This is a genomic window from Rhodococcus sovatensis (genome assembly GCF_037327425.1).
Taxonomy (GTDB): domain Bacteria; phylum Actinomycetota; class Actinomycetes; order Mycobacteriales; family Mycobacteriaceae; genus Rhodococcoides; species Rhodococcoides sovatense.
The window spans coordinates 5,965,980-5,987,285 of sequence record NZ_CP147846.1 but is presented as its reverse complement, the minus strand read 5'-3'; the positions used below and the strand labels follow the sequence as shown (position 1 = coordinate 5,987,285).

Genomic DNA, 21,306 nt, shown 5'->3' with positions numbered 1-21,306 from the left:
CAAGTGACCGAAAGGCTCATTCGGTCACTCAGAGCCGGTCGACCATCCCCAGGGCAGGGTCGAGGATGCCTTCCTCGGACAGCAGAACCTCCAGTGCGGCATCGCCGAGCGGGATGAAACTGTCCTCGCTGGTGACCCGCCTGATCACGCCGTCGAATCCTGAGTCGACCAACGCCGTCACGACACCTTCGCTCACTCCCCCGGACCTGCGGGTTTCGTCCACGACCAATACCTTGCCCGTCGCGCGCGCGTGCTCGAGAATGTCGTCGACGGGTAGTGGTGCGAGCCATCGAAGGTCGACGACGCGTACCCCGATCTCCCGTTTCTGCAGTTCTCGTGCGACTCGAAGGCTCATCCTGACGCCGTTCCCGAAAGTCACGAAGGTGAGATCCGCTCCGTCCCCGTGCACGCTTGCCTGTCCGACTCGCGCTGTCGCGGGGCTTCCCGATGTAAGCCATCCTCCGTCACCATCGTCGTGGAGATCGCGGGTGTGGTACAGCGCAATGGGTTCGAGGAACACACACACTGCGCCGTCGTTAACCGCAGCGGCCGCACAGGCGAGCAGCATCGCCGCGGCATCGTCGGGCCGGGACGGTGACGCGAGGACGATGCCGGGGATGTCACGCAATGCGGCAATTGCGTTGTCGTTGTGGAAATGTCCGCCGAATCCCTTTTGGTAGCCGTAGCCCGCGACCCTGACGACCATCGGGTTTCGGTACTGCCGGTTGGAAAAGAACTGCAGCGTCGACGCCTCGCCTCGGATTTGATCGGCGGCATTGTGCAGATACGCGAGATACTGGATCTCGGCAACGGGTAGCAGGCCGGAAACACCGGCACCGATAGCCAATCCGAGTATCGACTGTTCATCGAGAACGGTATCGAACACCCGCGTCGGCCCCATCTTTGCCTGCAAACCGCGTGTGACGCCGTACACGCCGCCCTTGCGGGCAACATCCTCGCCGAACAGTATCGCCTGCGGATACGTCGTCAAGATCTGCAGCAGCGCAGCGTTGATCGACTGTGCAAGGGTCGACCCGGCTGCCAATTCCGAACTGTCTGCTACCGACTGGCCAACTCCCGCGGCTACTTCGGTCAGTGGCGCCATCACAGCCGCCGAGCTGTCCAGTTGTGGGCACCCGCACACGTCCCGGGCACTGTCCATCACCTGCGTGCGCTTGGCCTCGTACCGCTCGATGACCTCATCCGCAGTGAGGAGCTCGGCGTCGATGAGCAAGCCTGCAGTTCCGAGTACCGGATCACGTGAATAGTCGGACGTGATCTCGGACTGCGTTCGGTAGGCCGATTCGACGTCCGATCCAGCATGCCCCATCAGTCGCACCGTCGTGATGTGCAGAAATGCCGGTCGACGGTGACGGCGTACCCAGTCGGCCGCAGCCGTCGATGCGGCGAACGTCGCCCCGAGATCGCTTCCGTCTGCGTGGAAGTACTCGAGACCAGCGCGCCCGGCGAAGTTCGACGCGATCCATCCGGACGGGGTTCGGACGCTGATCCCGATCCCATTGTCCTCGCATACGAAGAGCAGCGGCATCGAAACACCTTGGTAGCCAGCATGAATTGCCGTGTTGATCGCACCGACAGCGGTGGAGTGATTGGCCGAGGCGTCGCCGAAACTGCACACTGTCACCGCGTCACGCGGCCAGGGTGAGTCCACTCCTAGCTTCTGAGCACGCACGGTCGAGAACGCGACCCCGACAGCCCGCGGCAGGTGCGAGGAAATCGTCGACGTCTGGGGAATCACCGCGAGATCGGCGCGCCCGAACACCTTGTGCCTGCCACCGGAGATCGGCTCCTCGGTCGCTGCCACGAGCCCGAGCAGCACGTCCCTGATCGGGTCACCACCGTCGACTTGTCTGGCGCGCTCGAGGAAGAAGGCGCCCGAACGATAGTGCAGCAGAGCGGGATCCGTCGGGCGCAGCGCTCCGGCCACTGCAGCATTCGCCTCGTGGCCGGAGGAACCGATGGTGTAGTAGCCCTTGCCCTGCGAACGCAGCCACCGTGCCGCGAGATCGAGATGACGGCTACCGAGTTGGGCGTCGAACAGTTCGAGCGCGCGAGCCGGGGTCAGAGCCGCGTCGAGTGGCCGGGGCCGAGGCGACGACATCGACACGGTGGACAGGAAGTGCTCGTCGATCGCCTCGGCCATGGTGCCAGGATATGCGCCTTCATCGGGTTGTCACCAGAAACACGCTTCCCTCGGGCCTCTTCCAGGGAAGGAAGATCGCCACCACGACGGCGCATGTCAACGCCGCGCCCACGGTGACGAACGAAGCAAGTTGGAAGCCCTCGAGCGACGCAGCCTTCATCGCGTACACGAGTTCCGCTTTTTGAGTGGCGAAGAGCGGGTTGGTCGGCGCCTTCACGATTTCGATGACGCTGACGACGGTCTCCCGTGCGAAAGCCTTTTGATACGGCTCCATGATGGCGTCGGGAATCGCATCGATTTTCGGTCCCACCTTGGTCGTGTAGATCGACGCGACGATCGAGCCGAGCACTGCCACACCGAGTGTTCCGCCGGCTTCGCGGGTCGTGTCGTTGACCGCGGAACCTGCCCCCGCTTCGTCGAGTGACACCGAGGACATGATCGACTCCGTCGCCGGTCCTTGGACGATGGCGAGCCCCAGGCCCATCAACACCATGGAGATCAGAACTGGCCCCAGATAGGGGGTTTCGACCTCGACTTGCCCTGCGATGAACATCCCTGCGCTCATCACGAGCAACCCGAACACGATCACCGCAGTCGTCCCGATCCGCTGCGCGATGAGGGTTGCCACAGGTGCACCGACCGCAATCGACACTGCGAAGGGAAGAGAGTGAATCCCGAACTCGAGCGGGCTGAGCTCCATCACGCCCTGGAAGTACTGGGTGATCATGAACAGAAAACCGAACATGCTGAAGTAACCCACGGCGATCGCCAGCGCCGGAAGCGAAAATCGCCTGATTCTGAACAGGTTCATGTCGAGAACCGGTGAATCGGTGCGGAGTTCCCACCAGACGAACGCCACGAGAGACAGTGCTCCGACGGTGTATCCGGCAACGCTGATCGCCGACAGCCAGCCCTGATGCGGCGCCTCGATGATCGCCCACACCAGCACGGTGATACCTACGAGGGACAAGACGATCCCGAGCGGGTCGTACTTTCCGACGTGCGAGGCGCGCGACTCGGGCACAAGCGCGATCGCCGCGACCACCACTGCCGCTGCGACCGGGATGTTGATCCAGAACACCGAATGCCATGAGAAGTGCTCGAGCAGAAAGCCACCCGCCGTTGGACCGATGGCGATGGCGAACCCTGCCATCGCCGTCCACGCGGCAATTGCCAGTGCACGCTCCTTCGCGTCGGTGAAGATGTTGATGATCAAGGCCAGGGTCGCGGGGAACACCGCCGCGGCACAGACGCCCATCGCTGCCCGGGCGAGAATGACCTGACCGAGGTCCGCAGCCACCGCGCCGAATATCGACATCACTGCAATTCCGACGAGGCCGACGATCATGACCTTCTTGCGCCCGTACCGGTCTCCGAGATGTCCGAAGGCGAGCAACAGGCCCGCAAAGGTGAGTGTGTAGGCGTCGACGATCCATTGCAGCCCGCTGATGCTCGACCGCAGCTGCAGGCCCATCGATGGCAGCGCGACGTTGACGACCGTGTTGTCCAACACGACGAGCAGTTCGGCAGCACAGATCACCACCAGCGCCGCCCAGCGCTGCCGAGCCGTGGATACGAAACTTCGATTACGTGACGCGACTGACTGAGGCACGAGTTCAATCCCTTCGAATTATGACGCTCTCCATAACGACACGATTCGAAAGGTAACTGTAACTACGAGTAATAGCAATACCGGTTGGGCCGTCAGCGACCATCCACGCCGTCGAGAGCCACGTCGAGCCACCGCAGCAGCTCGATCTCCACACGATCGAGAGCAACCGTGCTGCGCTGGGCTTTAGCCAAGATCAAGGCGCCTTCGAACGAAGAAATCACCATCGTCGCCAGAGTCCGGGAGCGATCCTGGGACAGCCCGCGCTGCCACAGGGATGCAGCGATGGAGTCCTCCCACGAGGTGAACGACTCACCTGCGGCCGCAAGCGCCGCGGGGGAATTCGCGCCCTCGAGCGCCGCGGGCGCGACCGGGCAGCCCGCGGTGAAATCGGTGGCTTCGAGCTGCACGCGAAACCCGCCGATTATCGCCCGCAGAGTTGCCGCCGGACCTTCGTTCGCGAGACCCGTCGAGATCATCGCACCCATCAGAGCTCCCGCCGTCCTGGTCGCCTCCTCCACGAGCTGCGGTTTTCCTCGGGGAAAATGGTGGTAGATCGACCCGCGAGGGGCCCCCGCATGCTCGATCACATCGGCGAGAGACGTCGCCTCGACGCCCCTCTCACGAAACAGCAATGCTGCACTCCGCAACATGTCGTCACGGGCGGTACTTCTACTCACATCTCCTCCTCGAGACACCCAGTTCGCCAAGCATTGACGTAACCGCTGGTTACACATAAGCTCGATTGGGTTATGCAGTGAAGCATAGCTGCCACGCCCGCGATGAGGAGTCACCATGGATACAGACGAGCACCGAAGCGTCAGCACCCTGTCCTCGCCGTTGACACTGGCATGCGGCCAGATGCTTCCCAACCGAATCATGAAGGCTGCGCTGAGCGAAGGCCTCGGCACGCCCGACCACGCGCCCGACATCAGATTGGAACGCCTCTACACACAGTGGGGAGCGGGCGGATACGGGCTGGTGGTCACCGGCAACGTCATGGTCGACCGGAAGCACATCGGTGAGCCCGGCAACGTCGTCATCGAAGACGACCGCGATGTGGACGCGCTCACGCGCTGGGCGAAATCGACCGGCGACGGCGGATCGCCGGTATGGATGCAGCTCAATCACCCTGGCCGACAAGCGAATCCACTCGCTACCCACGAAACACCAGTTGCACCGTCCGCAATCGCCCCCAATATCCCCGGAATCCCCGCACCGCGCGCCTTGACCGGCTACGAGATCGGCGACATCGTCGAGCGGTTCGCCATCGCCGCATCGGTCGCCGAGTCCGCATGCTTCGACGGTGTACAGATACATGGGGCGCACGGGTATCTGGTGTCGCAGTTCCTTTCACCCGCTGCCAACAAGCGCGAAGATCGGTGGGGCGGCGACATCGACGGGCGCATGCAGTTCGTCTTGGAGGTTGTCCGCACCATCAGAGCCTCTGTGTCGCCGAGCTTCGCCGTCGGGATCAAGCTGAACTCGGCCGACTTTCAGAAGGGCGGGTTCACCGAGGAGGAATCGCGGCTGGTCGTCGAGCATCTCGTCGGCGAAGACATCGACCTGATCGAGATCAGCGGAGGCAGTTACGAGTCACCCGCGATGATGGGCCGCCCGGTGTCGGTCTCCGACAGCACGGCGAAACGGGAGGCTTACTTCCTGGACTATGCGCGAGAGGTACGACGCGCCGCGGGCGACGTCACCCTCGCCGTAACCGGGGGCTTTCGCACGAGGTCGGCGATGAGCCTGGCAGTTGGGTCGGGAGACTGCGACGTAGTCGGCCTCGGTAGGCCGACTGCACTGGTGACGGCAGCGGGGCATGCCCTGATCCGTGACGACGTCGACCGTCTCGACTCGCCGCGGATCACCCTGGGCCTTCCGAAGAAATACGCAACCTTGAAGTCGCTCGACGGCGCCCTCGACCTTCAGTGGCACACGGATCAACTTCAGCTGGTCGGAAGCGGACAAGACCCTGATCCGCAGCGATCACTGTGGAAGACCGCCGCGACCATGGTGCAGCGCAACGGCATCGACGCGTTCCGCAGTCGGCGGGGCGCAACCGGGTCTGATCCCGCGCTGCGCAAGTTCAAGCGCGAACGCTTCGTCGGTCGGCACTTCGCCAACCCGTTGATGAACGGTCTGACACGGGCGGGCATTCGAGTCTCGCTGATGACCGATATCGAAACCATCGGTTGTACAACCGGTCTCGCACGGCGCGTACCGATCTCGGCGAAGTTCGACGACACCGGGGCTTGGATCATCTCCCAGCACGGCACCAGGTCCGGTTGGGGAGCGAACATCGCCGACGATCCAGCCGTCCGCCTCCGCGTCGGTGATCGTTGGCGCAGCGGTACTGCGGTGTTCGTTCACGACGACGACGTCACGGCCCGCGCGCGTTCCTTCGGAGGCAACCCGCTGCTCGGAAGGATCGTCGGCGCTGCGTTCGCAGCCCTGCAGACGACGCCGATCACGGTGCGCGTGACGTTCGACTAGAGCGTGTCTCCCAAATTTGAGAGGTGCTGTCAGCGATGATATTTCGATGACGCGCGTGGGAGTGATCAGTGACGAGTTCTGGGAGATCGTCGAGCCAGTGATACCCACCGACGTGGGAAAACGTGGGCGGCGGTTCGCCGAGCACCGGCGAATTCTGGAGGGCATCGCATACCGATTCCGTACCGGGTGTCCGTGGCGAGATCTGCCGGAGGACTTCGGTCCGTGGCAGACGGTGTGGAAACGCCACCACCGATGGTCCTTCGATGGCACCTACGACGAGATGCTTGCCGCGGTGGCCGAGGTGTTCGGTCTCGACCCGGAAGAACTCGACGGCGATATCGGGGCGGTGCTCTCGATCGACTCGACCAGCGTCCGGGCGCATCAGCATGCGGCCGGTGCGCGAGCCGACACTCTCACAGGGGGCCTTGTCGAATTACAAGAAATCCGTCGACGAACCCGCTGACCACGCGTTGGGTCGATCTCGCGGAGGATTCACCACGAAGATCCATGCACTGACCGACCTGACGTGCTCGCCGGTGACGATGCTGCTGACCGGTGGGCAAGCCGGGGACAATCCACAGTTGGTGCCGTTGCTCGATGCCCACCGAGCTGCCGGTGGGGACCAGGACTACCGATTGCTCGCCGACAAGGCGTACACCCATCCCAGTACCCGCACCGAACTGCGTCGCCGCAAGATCAAACACACCATTCCCGAGCGCAGCGACCAGAAGCAGCGACGGGCCGACAAGGGGTCCGCCGGTGGTCGTCCACCGGGTTTCGATCCGACGATGTACAAGCACCGCAACACCGTCGAGCGTGGCTTCGGGCGGCTCAAACAGTGGCGTGGTGTGGCCACTCGATATGACAAGTACGCCATGACATTCCTCGGGGGCGTTGTCCTGTGCGCGGCAGTTCTGCACTCCCGCAACCACAACCACCGCCCGGCGATGAAAACGAAAACGGACCCAATTTAAGAGACACGCTCTAGATGGCGTCGTCGAGTCTGACGAGGTCGCGTCCGCGGGTCTCGGGGGCGAGGTAGGCCGACACGAGAGTGATGGCGGAGTAGATCACCAGCATCGCGGCGATCGGCCACCAACTCCCTGTGATTGCCGTGAGCGTTGCCGCGAGCAAGGGCCCGATGGCGGTGGCGAGGATTCCGCCGATCTCTTTGGCGAGCGCCAGCTGCGTGAAACGGGTTCGCGCGCCGAATAGTTCGGCCATCGTCACGCTTTCGAGCGAGAACAGACCGAGCACACCGATGTTGAGGGCGAAGATCATACCGAGGACGAGGGTGACGTTGTTGCCACTCGTAACCAGGAGCATCAGCGGGAAGGCGAGCACCATCGTCGCGCCACTGAGGGCCATGTACATAGGTCGACGTCCGAACCTGTCGCCGAGGATTCCGACAACCGGAATGGTGACGAATCCGATCAGCGAGCCGTAGACGATTGCCGTCGTAGCGATCGACTTGTCCATCAGCAGCGTCGATGCGATGTACCCGACCAGGAACGTCTGGACCAATCCGGAATTGCCTGCCTGGCCGAAACGCAGCCCGAGCGCCACGAAGAATGCGCGGCCCTTGCGCTGACGAAGTCCCGACTCGAGAACGCTGGCTTTGACCCCTTCGTCGGAGTTTTCGATTTGCTCGCGCGAGAGCGCAACACCGTCGACGACGTCAGCGCGGTCTTCGAAGACCGGGCTCTCCTTGAGATTCGTACGCAACCACAGGGCGAACAGCATCAGAAAGAAGCTCGCGAGGAACGGAATTCGCCAACCCCATGAGATGAGCTGGTCGTCGGTGAGCACAACCAGGAGGATTGCCCAGATACCGGATGCAGCAAGCGTTCCCGAGTTGGTTCCCAGAGAAACCAGCGAGCCGATGAGTCCACGTCGCTTGTCCGGGGCGTACTCGACGAGCATGACCGTGGCACCGGCGATCTCAGCGCCGGCACCGAATCCCTGGATAAGCCGGAGCGCCACGAGAAGGACGGGCGCAAGAATGCCGATGGCGTCGTACGTCGGGAGTGCGCCGATGAGCGTCGTCGAAGCTCCCATCATCGCAATCGTGATGAACAGAACCTTCTTTCGACCGATCCTGTCACCCATGCGGCCGAAGTAGATGGCCCCCACCAACCGTGCGAAGTAACCCACCCCGTAGGTTGCCATTGCCGCAATCAGTCCGATGGCCGGGCTTACGTCGGGGAAGAAGATTCGGTTGAAGACGATGGCTGCGGCCAGCGAGTACAGCTGGAAGTCCATGAATTCCATTGCCGTGCCGAGCCAGCCTGATACCGCGGCCTTGGTCAGGTCGCCCGTATTTCGTTTCGACGTCGCACCCACGGGGCGGTCCGTCGTCGATTCGTTAGTGTCGTGAGACATCATGCACTCCGTTGTTCATGGATCTGCTCGATTTGTTGGCGCGCGGGGCGTCCGTATCGGGACGGCCAGTGAGAGTCATATCTTGTTACGCGATAGAAGTGGCGCTTGCCACACTGATATACAAGCACTGTTATACCAATGAGTCAACCATTCGATGGAGATTCCTCAATCGACGCCGCGCAGTGCCGACGCAACACGCGCCAGATCTGTTATTGCGCTCCAATTCCTCTCCGACACCATCTTTCTCGGCGTCAACCAGCTGCCGCCGACGCACGCAACATTCGCCAACCGGAGGTAGTCGGCCACATTGGCGGGCGAGATCCCTCCGGTCGGGCAGAACGTCAGGTTCGGCAAGGGGTCGGCGAGCGCACCGAGCGCAGCAGCGCCACCGGAGTACGCAGCCGGAAAGAACTTCATTTCGGTATGTCCAGCGTCCGCCACGTTCATCGCCTCGGTTGCCGTCGAGACACCTGGCAGCCACGGAACCGACCACCCATGCGCTGCGTCGAGAAGATCCCTCGGGGACCCCGGCGAGACGAGAAAGCGTGCGCCGGCCGCGATCGACGACTCCGCGTCCCGAGGTGAAAGGACCGTCCCTGCTCCGACCACTACCTCGGGAACCTCGGCAGCTATCGCCGCAATGGCGGCAAGAGCCACGTCGGACCGAAGCGTCAACTCGATGACCGAGACCCCACCGTCGCGCAAGGCCTTGGCCAGCGGCACTGCGTCCTCGACTTGCTCGACGACGACGACCGGAACGACAGGGCTGATACCCATTACGTCGAGGGTGTTCATGAAAGTTCTGTCTCCGTTTCTGCGACCGAACCGGTTTCGAGCAGTCGAGCCGCCCGTGCAACCTGTAGGCCGAATTCTGATTCTGCACCGAGATCGGTTCCGAATATGCGCTCGATACCGAGCAGTGCTGCCACCGGGTCGGGGGACGATGCTGCCGCACCGAGGATCCCAGCCATCGGGTCGTCCAGCACGCGGCCATCCAGGGTCTCGTCGATCACGAACCGAACCCATGCCGCGACCGCAACCGCGAGCCAGATCGTCGGTCCCCTCATCGCCCGAGCATCGCGCACGGTCCCGAGGATGCGCGGCCCCAGCTTCTGCGAGCCGTCCATCGCCACCTGGCCGGTGGTGTGCGGCAAGTTCGGATTCGCGAATCGACGCAGCACCTCCTCGCCGTACGCAGACACATTCAGCCCGGGATCGATTGTGGGAGAGATATTTTCGACTATCATACGCCGCGACAGCGACGCGAGGGCCGGGTCCGCGACCGCTTCGGCTATCGTCACGTATCCCGCTCGCCCACCCAGGTACGCCAGGAGTGAATGCGTCGCATTGAGGACACGAAGCTTCATCGTCTCCCACGGTTCGACATCGGCGACGAACTGCACTCCGACCAAGTCCCAGGCAGGCCGGTCGGTAGCGAAGGCATCCTCGACGATCCACTGCCTGAACGGCTCGCTGACGACGAGAGCTTCGTCGTGAAGACCGGTTTTCTCGTGAAGCCAGCTACGGTCTTCCTCGGTGGTGGCGGGAACGATTCGATCGACCATGGAGCTCGGAAACGCAACGTTCTCGGAAATCCATCGTCCGAGTCGGTCCGAATCCTGGCCCCGAGCTACGTAATCAGCGACCACATTCGCGAGCAACCTGCCGTTGTGCGGGAGATTGTCGCAACACAACACTGTCAGCGGTGAATCAGTCTTTCGGCGCAGGGCGATCCCCGCGACGAGCTGTCCGATGACGGTGCGCGGCGCGCGGCCGGCCAAATCAGCCACGATATCCGAGTCGTCCAATCGCAACCTGCCGGTAGCTGGGTCGAGCCGGTAGCCCTTCTCGGTGACGGTCAGCGACACGATCCTGACATCGGGGTCGCCGATGGACTCGACCACGGCCGCCGGATCCTCTACGGCACTGATCACTTCGATGATCGACCCGATCACCGATGCGCGCTCGACACCCACTCCCTTCTCCACCAGGGTGAACAGACCATCCTGCGGCAGCAACTGTGCTGCGACTCTGCTGCTCCGCTGGGTGACTCCTACGATGCCCCAGGATGTATCCCCGGTCAGCAGCGAAGCCTCATGCGTGAACGCCGCCTGATGCGCTCGGTGAAACGCACCGAGCCCGAGGTGGATGATTCCGCGAGTCGTCGGCCGTACGACATCGGGTGCCGTTGCACCTGATAGACGAGTCATGCGGTGACGCTGTCTCGGTGCGCTCTAACTTGTTCCAGCGACCCGATGAGTCCGGTACCGCCGCGACCACCGACACTGAGCGACGCAGCACTTGCAGCCAGTCCGACGGCTTCGACGAGATCGTCGCCCACTGCCAGTCGGCCGGTCAGTGTTCCGGCGAACACGTCGCCCGCGCCTGTCTGATCCACGACATCGAGAGCAGGCACAGACGGCTGGTCATGTACACCGTCCTCGGTCACCACGGTCACTCCGTCGGCCCCGCGAGTGACGGCGACCGAGCGAGCACCCCAATCGCGAAGCTGCGCTGCTGCAGCGAGGGGCTCCTCGATCCCGAGCAGCGCATCGATTTCTCCTGGGGCGGATGGAACGACGACGGCGCACTGTGGAGCGATTTCACGTAGGAAGTCGGCTGCGTGCGCGGCTGTGGTCAAGCGCGGCCTGAAGTTCGGGTCGTAGACGAACGTGGACGCCTTCCGTGCCGCGAACAGCACTGCCCTACGCGCAGAATCGGACAGTGCGACAGTGATTCCACTTGCGAGCACCGCGCCGGCCGACTCCACGACGTCCACCGGTACATCGGATACATCCAACTGGGAACCGACCGAACCTGAACGCGCGTAGGAGAACTGACGCTGCCCTTTCGGATCGATGTGAAGGAAGTAGACCCCTTGTTGACCGTCCACTCGCCGCACGTAAGTGTCGTCGATACCGAGTTCTCGAATCCGTTCGCACACAGCGTCGCCGAGTTCATCGTTGGACACGCGTGCAATCAGCGCGACAGAAGCACCGGCCGCAGCTGCCGCGGCACCAGCGTTGACAACATCGCCGGAGACACCGAGCACACTGGATGTTCCATTGGCAAAGGGTTCGGTCGTCGAGATCTCGATGAGCGGTTCGCCCAACAGAACGACATCGAAATTACGGTTACCGGCCATGATTCGTGTCACCAATCGTGCATGCTGCCGTCGAGACGGCGGTTGACGGGTAGGTACCGAGGGTTGTACGGGTATTTCGCGGCCGCAACCTCGTCGAACTCCACACCGATGCCGGGCTTGTTGCCTGGATGCATGAAGCCGTCGGAGAACGTGTAGTCGGTGTGGAACACGTCCTCGGTGGGCGAGACGTGCCCCATGTACTCCTGGACCCCGAAATTCGGGATCGACAGATCGACGTGGAGCGCTGCGGCCAGCGACACCGGCGACAGATCGCCAGCGCCATGCGATCCCGACTTCACGCCATATAGATCTGCCAGCGAAAAGATCCGACGGAGGTGCGTGATGCCCCCCGCGTGCGAGACCGAGGCTCGAATGTAGTCGATCCACCGATTGGTGATGAGATCTTGGCAGTCCCAGATGGAGTTGAAGATCTCACCGACAGCGAGAGGTGTAGTCGTGTGTTGACGAATTGTCGCGTACGCACTCTGGTCCTCGGCAGGCGTCGGATCCTCGATCCAGAACATCCTCATGTCCTCGAGGTCACGACCCAGTCGTCCTGCCTCGATAGGGGTGAGTCGGTGGTGGACGTCATGCAGAAGGTGAAAACCGAAGCCATGCCGCTCTCGGACGGCGCCGAGCATTTCCGGTGCATACCTCGAGTACGGCGCGGTGTCCCACGTGTCTTCCTGCGGCGCAGAATCGGAGGCTGGCTCGTAGAAACCATTCTTCGGAATTCCGTAGGTCTTGTCGAGTCCGGGAATCGCAGACTGAGCACGAATGGCTTTGTAGCCCTTCGCAAGATGATCGGCGACGTCGTCGAGCATCTCGTCGACACTGGTCCCACTGGCGTGGCCGTACACCATGATGCCATCGCGGGCGGCGCCGCCGAGTAGCTGGTACACAGGCATATCCGCGGCCTTGCCCTTGATGTCCCACAGTGCGACATCAACTGCTGCTATCGCTGTCATCGTCACCGGACCACGACGCCAGTAGGCACCTTTGTACAGGTATTGCCAGGTGTCTTCGATCCGCTGCGCGTCTCTGCCGATCAACAAGGGCGCGATGTGATCCCGCAGATACGATGCGACGGCGAGCTCACGCCCGTTCAAGGTGGCGTCACCCCAACCGACGATGCCCTCGTCCGTTGTGATCTTCAGAGTCACATAGTTGCGGCCCGGCGCCGTGACGATGACGGTGGCGTCGATGATCTTCATCGGTCTTCCTCTGAATTCTGTGCTGCTGTCTCGATGACAATCTTCAACTGGGTCGGGTCGCTGAGCGCCGCTTCGAGCGCTGCAGCGGATTCGCTCAATGGGTAGCGAGAAGTGACGAGCGAATGCAGATCTACTCGGCCTCGAGCTGCCAGACCGATGGCCTGCGCGAACGCGTCGGGTCCGTAGCGAAAGCACCCTCTGATGTCTAGTTCCCATCGCTGAACGAGGCTGATGGGGAATTCTGCTTCCTGCCGCCCCGGCACCCCGACAAGGGCGAGCACGCCAGCAGGACCCAGCGATCGGGCGGCGGCGGCAATCGCGCCCGGGTTGCCGGAACAGTCGAACGCCGTGTCTGCCGGCCCGAATTCGATTGCATCTCCCCCGGACAGCACGGCCGTCGTAGCGCCGAGTTCGACCGCAGCGTCGAGGCGAGCCTGCGATACGTCGGTGATGGTGACCTCGCGGGCACCGAGCGCGAGAACGGTCTGCAGGACCAACAACCCGATGGGTCCGGCGCCGGTGATCAGGATGCGTTTTCCGAGCACCGATCCCGCGCGCGACACTGCCCAGGTAGCGACGGCCAGCGGTTCGATCAAAGCCGCGACATCATCGGTGACCGCGTCCGGCAGCGAATGCGCGAATGCCGCAGGCATGACGACCGACCCGCGAAGCAGACCGTTGTTCGGGGGTGAACCGAAGCAGACGACGCTCGGATCGACGTTGTAATGCCCGCGCAGGCCAAGGGGGCTGTGCGGTGCAGGAACGGTCGGCTCCACCGCTACACGATCGCCGACACGATCGGCATTGATATCGGCACCGACCTCGACGATCCGACCGAACCCTTCATGGCCCAGAACCGTCGGCTGGGTCAAGGTATTGCTGCCGTTTCGGCCATCGGCGTAGTAGTGCAGATCCGAGCCGCACAGGCTCACACCATGCATCTCGACGCGGACCTGGTCTGGTCCGACATCGCCTCGTTCGATGTGTTCGATCCGCAGATCTCGACGCCCATACAGCATCGCAGCGAGGTCCTGGCCGTCCGTGTCCATGTGAGTACCTCGTGAATTCATTGCTACCGATCTCTTGAATACCAGTGCTGCCATACTAGTCATTCGGTGATCTGCGTCAAGTGAGGCCGCCTGGTACACGCAAGTCACTCGTCGCCGCGCCCGCTACGCTGACAACGGTGAGCAACCGAAAAGTCACCGCGCGCGAGGCCGCCTACAAGGAGTTGCGGCATCGCATCGTGTCGCTGAAACTTGCACCTGGGAGCCCACTGTCCGAGAACGAACTGGCCGAACACCTCTCGGTCAGTCGTACACCGGTGCGCGAGTCGCTCATCCTCCTCGCCGAGGAAGGCCTCGTACAGGTGTTCCCACAACTGGGCACCTTCGTCTCCCGGGTCGACACGGACAAAGTCGCCGATGCACAGTTCGTACGCGAGGCCATAGAAATCGCGTCCCTGAAAGATGCGGTGGCCTCGCGTTCACAGGACGACGTCGCTGCGCTGCGTTCGAATTTGAAGGACCAGAGCCAGCCAGGGCTGAGCATGGAGGACTTCTTCGAACTCGACGAGAAATTCCATCAGACACTATTGGCGGCCGGCGGGCATTCCGCGGCCTGGAGGTCCGTGGAGTCCGCGAAGGCCCATTTGGACCGCGCCCGACGTCTGGGCCTGCGGGACACCCGCCCGATCCCGGAACTCATTGCTCAACACACTGCCATCGTCGACGCCGTCGAGAATGCCGATTTCGACGCCGCCGAACGGGCAATGCGCCATCATCTGCGCGCTGTGTTCGACGACGTCGAACGAATCAAACAAGCAAGCCCGCACCTGTTCGCGGACAACAACTCTCGACCTACCAGGCGCGTCATTCCAAGCTGGTGACACGGAACCGACCTCATCTTCTCGACGCTCGGCGGTTGAACCGACCGCCCACCGGCTATTCACCACGCATGACAACCGACAAAGCGACCGACAGCACCGAGCACGACGACGAACCGAAGGGCGGGCACCCCGGCCCAGTGGACGAGGGCAAGAACGGTGGCATGGCGACGCGCGAACTGGCGCCGGAGCTCACCGAAGACGAGTGAACCGTCGTTGCGGTGTTACTGTATAACAGTCATACCGCCACACGACAGGATCACGATGGACCTCTCCGCCTACGACGCTTTGAGCTTCGATTGCTACGGCACCCTCATCGACTGGGAAAGCGGCATCACTGCCGTGTTGGCGCCGTGGGCGCGAGAGGTGGGGCTCGCCTTGGGCGACGACGAACTGCTGGCGACCTATGGGCCCAACGAAGCACGGGCCCAGATCTCCTCACCCACAGCGCTGTATCCCGAGATCCTCGCCGACGCCTTTCGCGGCACCGGCGAGGATCTCGGCGTGACGGTGTCGGATCAGTGGGCACAGCGACTGGGAAGTTCGGTCCCGGACTGGCCCGCGTTTCCCGACAGCCATGACGCACTCGCCTCGCTCGCCGAGAGCTACACGCTCATCATTCTGTCCAACGTCCATCACGCGGGGTTCGCCGGCAGCAACGCCCGACTGGACGTGCAATTCGACCGGATCATCACCGCCCAGGACGTCGGCGCGTACAAACCCGCCCCGAACCACTTCGAGGCGCTCGACGCGACCCTGACCGAGCTACAGACCCCCAAGGATCGACTGCTCCACGTCGCCCAGAGCCTGTTCCACGATCACGTTCCTGCGAAAACCCATGGCCTCGAATCGGTGTGGATCAACCGTCGCCATGATCGATCCGGCTGGGGCGCAACACCCGAGCCCACGGGCGAGTTCACCTACGCACTCGAATTCCCGTCCATGCGCGCGTTCGCCGAGGCGGCGCAGGAAGCACGATGAGCGCCCTCAACACCGTGTCGACCCGCGACGCGTTGGTCGACGAAGTTCGAACGCTGATCCTGTCCGGCGAGTTCGAGCCTGGAACTCCGCTCACCGAGACCGGACTGTCGGAGAAATTCGGAGTAGCCCGACCGACGGTACGTTCGGCGCTTCAAGTGCTCACAGCTCGACACCTTGCCGTGCAGTCCGAGGGACGGTCCTTGATCGTCCCCGCTCTCGATATCGCGGACGTCCGGGATCTGTACTTCGTTCGACTGCCTCTCGAACTCGAATGTGTATCGGCCATAGTCGAGCGCAACCTGACGCTCGACGAGGCACAGGCGCAGTTGAGCGCCATGGAACAACTTCCGGACACCGCCGACTGGGTCCGACGGGTCGAGGCCCACACCGCGTTCCACGTCGCGATCGTCGACGCCGTCGGGAGTACTCGACTGAGCCGGGTCTACTCGACGCTGCAGGACGAGATCCAGCTGTGCCTGGCGCAGATCAAGGACTCCTATCCACAGCGTGAGGAGTTGACGAACGAGCACCGCGCGTTGCTCGACGACCTCCGATCCGGCGACCTGGAACGTGCGCGGTCGCAGATGCGCGCCCACTTGGGGGGCGCCGTCACCAACTTCACAAGGCACAGTTCGAGCTGAAAACCTCGATGTCTTGCGGCACCGCCAGCGGCCGCGTTAGTGTGGTCAGACCACACCGAATCTGTACCAGCGAGGACCGTCGATGACTCAGCGCCACCTGCCCAAAATTCGCGATCTCGCACCGCTTATGCAGTTCCAGAAACCGAGTTTCGACTTCAAGGCCAACCGCCTCGCGAAGGCACAAACCGTCTACGACTTGCGCAAAATCGCGCAACGACGCACTCCACGAGCGGCATTCGACTACACCGAAGGCGCCGCCGAAGCCGAAATCTCACTTCGTCGGGCTCGTCAGGCATTCGAGGACATCGAATTCACGCCCTCGGTACTGCGCAATGTCGCGAACGTCTCGACCGGGTGGGATGTTCTCGGCGCTCCGGTAGCACTGCCGTTCGGTATCGCACCCACCGGCTTCACCCGGCTGATGCACACCGAGGGTGAAATCGGAGGTGCGCACGCGGCCGCGAAGCACGGCATCCCGTTTTCGTTGTCCACCATGGGCACTACCGCCATCGAGGACGTCAAAGCTGCAAACCCATCGGGACGCAATTGGTTTCAGTTGTACATGTGGAAGGACCGTGATCGTTCCATGGCGCTCGTCGATCGGGCAGCGCACGCCGGATTCGATACACTTCTCGTCACCGTCGATGTTCCGGTAGCAGGAGCGCGCCTGCGTGACAGACGAAATGGCTTCTCCATCCCTCCGCAGCTGACTCTCGGCACCGTCGTCAACGCCATTCCGCGCCCATGGTGGTGGTACGACTTTCTGACCACAGACACGCTGTCGTTCGCATCTCTCGACAAGTGGTCCGGAACCGTCGGCGAACTTCTGGATACGATGTTCGACCCCACGGTCAATTTCGACGACCTGCGCTGGATCAAGGAACAGTGGCCGGGAAAAATCGTCGTCAAGGGAATCCAGAACATCGCCGACGCTAAGAAGGTCGTCGATGTAGGGGTCGACGGCATCATCCTCTCCAACCACGGTGGCCGCCAACTGGATCGAGCGCCCATTCCCTTCCACTTGCTGCCCGAGGTCGTGAAGGAGGTCGGCAGCGAGTACGAAATTCATGTCGACACCGGCATCATGTCGGGAGCGGACGTCGTAGCTGCAATCGCTCTCGGTGCACGCTTCACTCTTCTCGGACGGGCCTACCTGTACGGCCTCATGGCAGGCGGGGAGGACGGGGTGAACCGCATGATCGAGATTGTCGGTGAGCAGGTGAGCAGGACGATGCGACTCCTCGGCGTCAGTTCGCTCGAGGAACTCACTCCGGCGCATGTCACCCAGCTGGTTCGGCTTGCCCCGCGGGCGCTCACGACTCGGTGATGCCCGGCCTGTGCTGACCGATGCGAGCGGCGCAGAGCGTGAGATGGTGACGCTCGGCAAGGCTGGAGGCGAGCCGTGCGGCTTCGACGTAAAGCTCTGCCGCGGTTTGTGAATCACCCGCTTTCTCATGCAGGTGCGCCGCGGCTGCGGCATACCTCGGGACGCTACGATCGACGGACGCCAAAGCGGCCAGTCCAGCCGCTGCGCCATCGGCTTCCCCCACCGCGACCGCCCTATTCAACTGCACCACCGCACTGCCGGTGATCCGAACCAGCTCGTCGTACCAGCTCACGATCTGCACCCAGTCGGTCTCCTCGACGGGCTGTGCGTCGGCGTGCAGCGCAGCGATCGCGGCATGCACCTGAAACTCACCGAGACGGTCGCGTGCAAGCGCTGCCTGCAGGATGTCGACACCTTCGGCGACGAGAGTGGTGTCCCACCGCGACCGGTCCTGCTCGGCCAGCGGGATCAGACTGCCGTCGGGGCGCGTCCGTGCACTCCGCCTGGCCTGATGCAGCAACATCAACGCCAACAAACCTGCGGTTTCCTCGTCCGCGCTCAGGACTGCCAGCTGCCTGGTAAGTCGAATCGCCTCCGACGCCAGGTCGACATCGCCTGTGTAGCCCTCGTTGAAGACCAGATACAACACCCGTCGCACAGTCGACAGATCTCCGTGCTCCTCGAACCGCACATCGCGAACAGCACGTTTGGCCCGGCTGATTCGCTGAGCCATTGTCGATTCCGGGACGAGATACGCCTCGGCGATCTGCTTGGTGGTCAATCCGGCGACCGCACGCAACGTCAGCGCGACCGCCGACGACGGGCTCAGCAAGGGATGCGCGCACAGAAAGAACAGCTGCAGCGTGTCGTCTGCGTTCTCCGTCGGCCCCGGTGGTGGCTCGGCCCAGGTGCGGAACTCACGCTCGCGTCGGGCCTCCTCGGAACGGTGACCGTCGAGGAACTTTCGCCACGCGACGGTGACCAGCCAGCCCTTCGGGTCCGACGGCATGTCGTCCGTCCACGTCCGAGTTGCCTGGATCAACGCTTCCTGCACGGCGTCCTCAGCCGACGCGAAGTCGAGACCGCGACGGGTGAGGACGCCGATTACCGCAGGTGTGAGCTCCCGAAGCAGCATTTCGTCCATGGTCAGTCTTCGATTGTTGTGGGTGAGCCCATCGCCGGACGCACCTCCAGCCACTCGTGGATGGGCTTACCGCCTGCGCCGGGAGCAGCCGACAGCTCACCCGCCAGTTCGAGCGCCCGGGCGTATGTATCGACGTCGATGAGCATCCACCCGGCGATGAGGTCTTTGGTCTCCGCGAACGGCCCGTCGGTGACAGGCGGTTTTCCCTCGCCGTCGTAGCGGACGAACGTGCCCTCAGGACCGAGTGCTTGACTGTCGACGAACTCGCCTGTGGCGCGGAGCTTGTCGGCAAAGTCCTCCATGTACTGCATGTGCGCGTCGATCTCCTGCGGGGTCCACTGATCCATCGGAACATCGTTGGCCGACGCCGGCGCACCGCGGTAGTGCTTCAGAAAGAGGTACTTCGCCATGATGATCTCCCTATGTTCGTACGAGCATGTGGTCGTACAACCCTGTGGCTGCATCCAACCCTGGGACGAAGCTGGTCGGACGTTTTCGACATCGCCGCCGCGGTTTTCTTTCAGCGGACGGATCGGCGCTCGTAGATTGCCATCGACCATGCGTACCCGACGGCGGTGATCACGACACACCACCCCAGTGCGAGTGCCGGATTCCAGCCCGCGTCGGTACCGAGCAACAATCCGCGGATAGTCTCGACGAACGGTGTGAACGGCTGGTACTGAGCGAACCACTGCAACCATGTCGGCATGGTGTCGGTCGGTACGAAACCACTACCGAGGAATGGGAGCAACAACAGCAACATCGGCGTGTTGCTTGCCGTTTCCACCGACTTCGCTGCCATCCCCATCGCGACAGCCAACCAGCTGACCGCGAACGCGATAGCCGCGATCAACCCGGCGGCGGCGAGTGCATCCACCGGTCCTGCGCTGGGACGAAATCCGACCAGTAGTGCAACGCCGAGCACGACTACCACTCCGATGATCGCTTGCACTGTGTTGCCGAGGACGTGCCCGGCAAGCACCGATGCCCTCGAGATCGCCATCGTCCGGAACCTCGCAGTGATGCCCTCGGTCATGTCCATCGCAACCGTGGTTGCAATACCTCCGGCCGTTCCGGCAATCGTCATCGCCAAGATCCCTGGAACGACATAGGTGACATAGGCAGTCCGCCCACCGGCCGAGTCCACTCCGGGTAACCCTGCGCCCAGTGCCCCACCGAAGACGAAGACGAACAGCAGCAGAAACACCACCGGCGCCCCGATCACGAACACTGTCAGACCTGGGTAGCGCACCATGTGCAACAAGTTTCGACGCAACATAGTGATCGCGTCGAGGAACGTGTGCGTGATTCTGCTGGCACCGGCATTCGGCGACGTCGCAGCTTCGATGGTGGTCATGACTCGACTCCAGTCTTGTGCGCTCGATCGGTGAGTGCGAAGAACACGTCGTCGAGGTTCGGGGTATGGATGCTGATGTCACCGATCTCGACATGCTGCGCGTCGAGGCGGTCCAACACTGTGCGTAGCGTCGACACCACCCCATCGGTAGGCACGGTGAGGGCGAGAGCTGCTTCGTCGCGGGTCGAACCGAGAAGTGAAGCGGCGGCTGTATCGAGCGAGAAGACGTCGGTGAATCCGATCTTGATGTGCCCACCGGGGACGAGTCGTTTGAGCTCGTCCGGAGTGCCGTCGGCGACGACCTTGCCGCCGTCGAGAACCGCGATACGATCGGCGAGGCCATCGGCCTCCGCGAGATACTGAGTGGTCAGAAGAACGGTGGTTCCTTCGGCGATCAGGCCGCGCACGATGTCCCACATCGTCTGGCGGCTGCGCGGATCCAGTCCTGTGGTGGGCTCGTCGAGGAAGATCACGCTGGGTGCGCAGATCAGAGTCATGGCCAGATCGAGACGCCGTTTCATCCCACCCGAGTAGGTGGCCAACGGTCTGCGGGCAGCCTCGACGAGATCGAATTGCTCGAGCAGTTCGGCTACGCGCGCCTTGGTCCGTCGCGGCCCGAGATGACGGAGTCTGGCCATCAAGACGAGATTCTCTTCACCGGTCAGCAGACTGTCCACCGCCGAGAACTGTCCGGTCAGACCGATGGCGGCCCGAACTCCGTCGGGATCACGCACTACGTCACACCCCGAGACCGTGGCCGTACCCCCGTCCGGCCGAACGAGGGTCGAGAGGATGTGGACGGTAGTGGTCTTTCCAGCCCCGTTCGGACCGAGGAGTGCAGTGACGCTCCCTGCCGGGACTGCCAGGTCGACGTCGTCGAGTACAAGACTGTTGCCGTAGGACTTTCGCAACCCACGGGCTTCGATAGCATTGATGTTCATCGGTGCTCATTCCTTTGTCG

19 protein-coding genes and 1 pseudogene are annotated in these 21,306 nt (G+C 62.8%); 7 read left to right on the top strand and 13 right to left on the bottom strand.

Annotated features, from left to right (window positions below):
* Positions 1-28: 28 nt before the first annotated feature.
* The 3 genes from WDS16_RS28040 to WDS16_RS28030 all read right to left on the bottom strand — a co-directional run bounded on the left by WDS16_RS28040 (position 29) and on the right by WDS16_RS28030 (position 4,453).
* Entirely contained in the window at positions 29-2,164 is a 2,136-nt protein-coding gene (locus tag WDS16_RS28040) for a thiamine pyrophosphate-dependent enzyme (RefSeq protein WP_338889517.1), read from the bottom strand.
* A gap of 19 nt (positions 2,165-2,183) precedes the next feature.
* On the bottom strand, positions 2,184-3,776 hold the full coding sequence (locus tag WDS16_RS28035; RefSeq protein WP_338889516.1) for an MFS transporter: 1,593 nt from the start codon (positions 3,774-3,776) through the stop codon (positions 2,184-2,186).
* 92 nt (positions 3,777-3,868) lie between these two features.
* On the bottom strand, positions 3,869-4,453 hold the full coding sequence (locus tag WDS16_RS28030) for a helix-turn-helix domain-containing protein (protein WP_338889514.1): 585 nt from the start codon (positions 4,451-4,453) through the stop codon (positions 3,869-3,871).
* A gap of 115 nt (positions 4,454-4,568) precedes the next feature.
* Here WDS16_RS28030 and WDS16_RS28025 point away from each other — a divergent pair, with 115 nt between their 5' ends.
* Together WDS16_RS28025 and WDS16_RS28020 are read left to right on the top strand one after the other, a co-directional pair.
* Positions 4,569-6,269: a nitroreductase/quinone reductase family protein gene (locus WDS16_RS28025; protein WP_338889512.1), complete on the top strand. Its 1,701-nt coding sequence runs from the start codon at positions 4,569-4,571 to the stop codon at positions 6,267-6,269.
* A gap of 46 nt (positions 6,270-6,315) precedes the next feature.
* Positions 6,316-7,243 (top strand): annotated as a pseudogene (locus WDS16_RS28020) (IS5 family transposase).
* Positions 7,244-7,253: 10 nt separating this feature from the next.
* Here the strand turns inward: WDS16_RS28020 and WDS16_RS28015 are convergent.
* The 6 genes from WDS16_RS28015 to WDS16_RS27990 form a co-directional block, all read right to left on the bottom strand.
* A complete protein-coding gene (locus WDS16_RS28015; protein WP_338889511.1) occupies positions 7,254-8,651 on the bottom strand; it encodes an MFS transporter in 1,398 nt (465 codons plus the stop codon).
* Between the two features lie 165 nt (positions 8,652-8,816).
* On the bottom strand, positions 8,817-9,446 hold the full coding sequence (gene eda / locus WDS16_RS28010) for a bifunctional 4-hydroxy-2-oxoglutarate aldolase/2-dehydro-3-deoxy-phosphogluconate aldolase (RefSeq protein ID WP_338889509.1): 630 nt from the start codon (positions 9,444-9,446) through the stop codon (positions 8,817-8,819).
* Complete coding sequence (locus tag WDS16_RS28005; RefSeq protein WP_338889506.1) at positions 9,443-10,861, bottom strand: mannitol dehydrogenase family protein; 1,419 nt, start codon at positions 10,859-10,861, stop codon at positions 9,443-9,445. Before WDS16_RS28005 ends, eda begins: the two co-directional genes overlap by 4 nt.
* Positions 10,858-11,796 (bottom strand): sugar kinase, encoded by a 939-nt coding sequence (locus WDS16_RS28000; protein WP_338889505.1) that lies wholly within the window; start codon positions 11,794-11,796, stop codon positions 10,858-10,860. The genes WDS16_RS28005 and WDS16_RS28000 overlap by 4 nt, the downstream gene beginning before the upstream one ends.
* An 8-nt stretch (positions 11,797-11,804) precedes the next feature.
* A complete protein-coding gene (manD, locus tag WDS16_RS27995) occupies positions 11,805-13,010 on the bottom strand; it encodes a D-mannonate dehydratase ManD (protein WP_338889503.1) in 1,206 nt (401 codons plus the stop codon).
* Positions 13,007-14,059, bottom strand: coding sequence for a zinc-binding dehydrogenase (locus WDS16_RS27990; protein WP_338889501.1), 1,053 nt, complete (start codon positions 14,057-14,059; stop codon positions 13,007-13,009). The genes manD and WDS16_RS27990 overlap by 4 nt, the downstream gene beginning before the upstream one ends.
* Before the next feature lie 137 nt (positions 14,060-14,196).
* On the opposite strand from WDS16_RS27990, the gene WDS16_RS27985 reads away from it, so the two are divergent.
* The 5 genes from WDS16_RS27985 (at position 14,197) to WDS16_RS27965 (ending at position 17,844) form a co-directional block, all read left to right on the top strand.
* Complete coding sequence (locus WDS16_RS27985; protein WP_338889500.1) at positions 14,197-14,898, top strand: GntR family transcriptional regulator; 702 nt, start codon at positions 14,197-14,199, stop codon at positions 14,896-14,898.
* A gap of 68 nt (positions 14,899-14,966) precedes the next feature.
* Positions 14,967-15,104: a hypothetical protein gene (locus tag WDS16_RS27980; protein ID WP_338889498.1), complete on the top strand. Its 138-nt coding sequence runs from the start codon at positions 14,967-14,969 to the stop codon at positions 15,102-15,104.
* A 55-nt stretch (positions 15,105-15,159) separates the two neighbouring features.
* Positions 15,160-15,876, top strand: coding sequence for a haloacid dehalogenase type II (locus tag WDS16_RS27975; RefSeq protein ID WP_338889496.1), 717 nt, complete (start codon positions 15,160-15,162; stop codon positions 15,874-15,876).
* Entirely contained in the window at positions 15,873-16,517 is a 645-nt protein-coding gene (locus tag WDS16_RS27970; RefSeq protein ID WP_338889495.1) for a GntR family transcriptional regulator, read from the top strand. The genes WDS16_RS27975 and WDS16_RS27970 overlap by 4 nt, the downstream gene beginning before the upstream one ends.
* Positions 16,518-16,599: 82 nt before the next feature.
* The gene (locus WDS16_RS27965; RefSeq protein ID WP_338889493.1) at positions 16,600-17,844 is read left to right on the top strand and encodes an alpha-hydroxy acid oxidase; all 1,245 of its coding nucleotides are present in this window, start codon (positions 16,600-16,602) and stop codon (positions 17,842-17,844) included.
* On the opposite strand, the gene WDS16_RS27960 is transcribed toward WDS16_RS27965, so the two are convergent.
* The 4 genes from WDS16_RS27960 to WDS16_RS27945 all read right to left on the bottom strand — a co-directional run bounded on the left by WDS16_RS27960 (position 17,831) and on the right by WDS16_RS27945 (position 21,286).
* Complete coding sequence (locus tag WDS16_RS27960) at positions 17,831-18,988, bottom strand: RNA polymerase sigma factor (protein WP_338889491.1); 1,158 nt, start codon at positions 18,986-18,988, stop codon at positions 17,831-17,833. The genes WDS16_RS27965 and WDS16_RS27960 overlap by 14 nt on opposite strands.
* Before the next feature lie 2 nt (positions 18,989-18,990).
* Positions 18,991-19,398: a YciI family protein gene (locus WDS16_RS27955; protein WP_338889489.1), complete on the bottom strand. Its 408-nt coding sequence runs from the start codon at positions 19,396-19,398 to the stop codon at positions 18,991-18,993.
* Between the two features lie 110 nt (positions 19,399-19,508).
* The gene (locus tag WDS16_RS27950) at positions 19,509-20,345 is read right to left on the bottom strand and encodes an ABC transporter permease (RefSeq protein WP_422395730.1); all 837 of its coding nucleotides are present in this window, start codon (positions 20,343-20,345) and stop codon (positions 19,509-19,511) included.
* Positions 20,342-21,286 carry an ATP-binding cassette domain-containing protein gene (locus tag WDS16_RS27945; protein WP_338889487.1) on the bottom strand — a complete coding sequence of 315 codons (945 nt, stop codon included), beginning with the start codon at positions 21,284-21,286 and terminating at the stop codon, positions 20,342-20,344. The genes WDS16_RS27950 and WDS16_RS27945 overlap by 4 nt, the downstream gene beginning before the upstream one ends.
* Positions 21,287-21,306 lie beyond the last annotated feature (20 nt).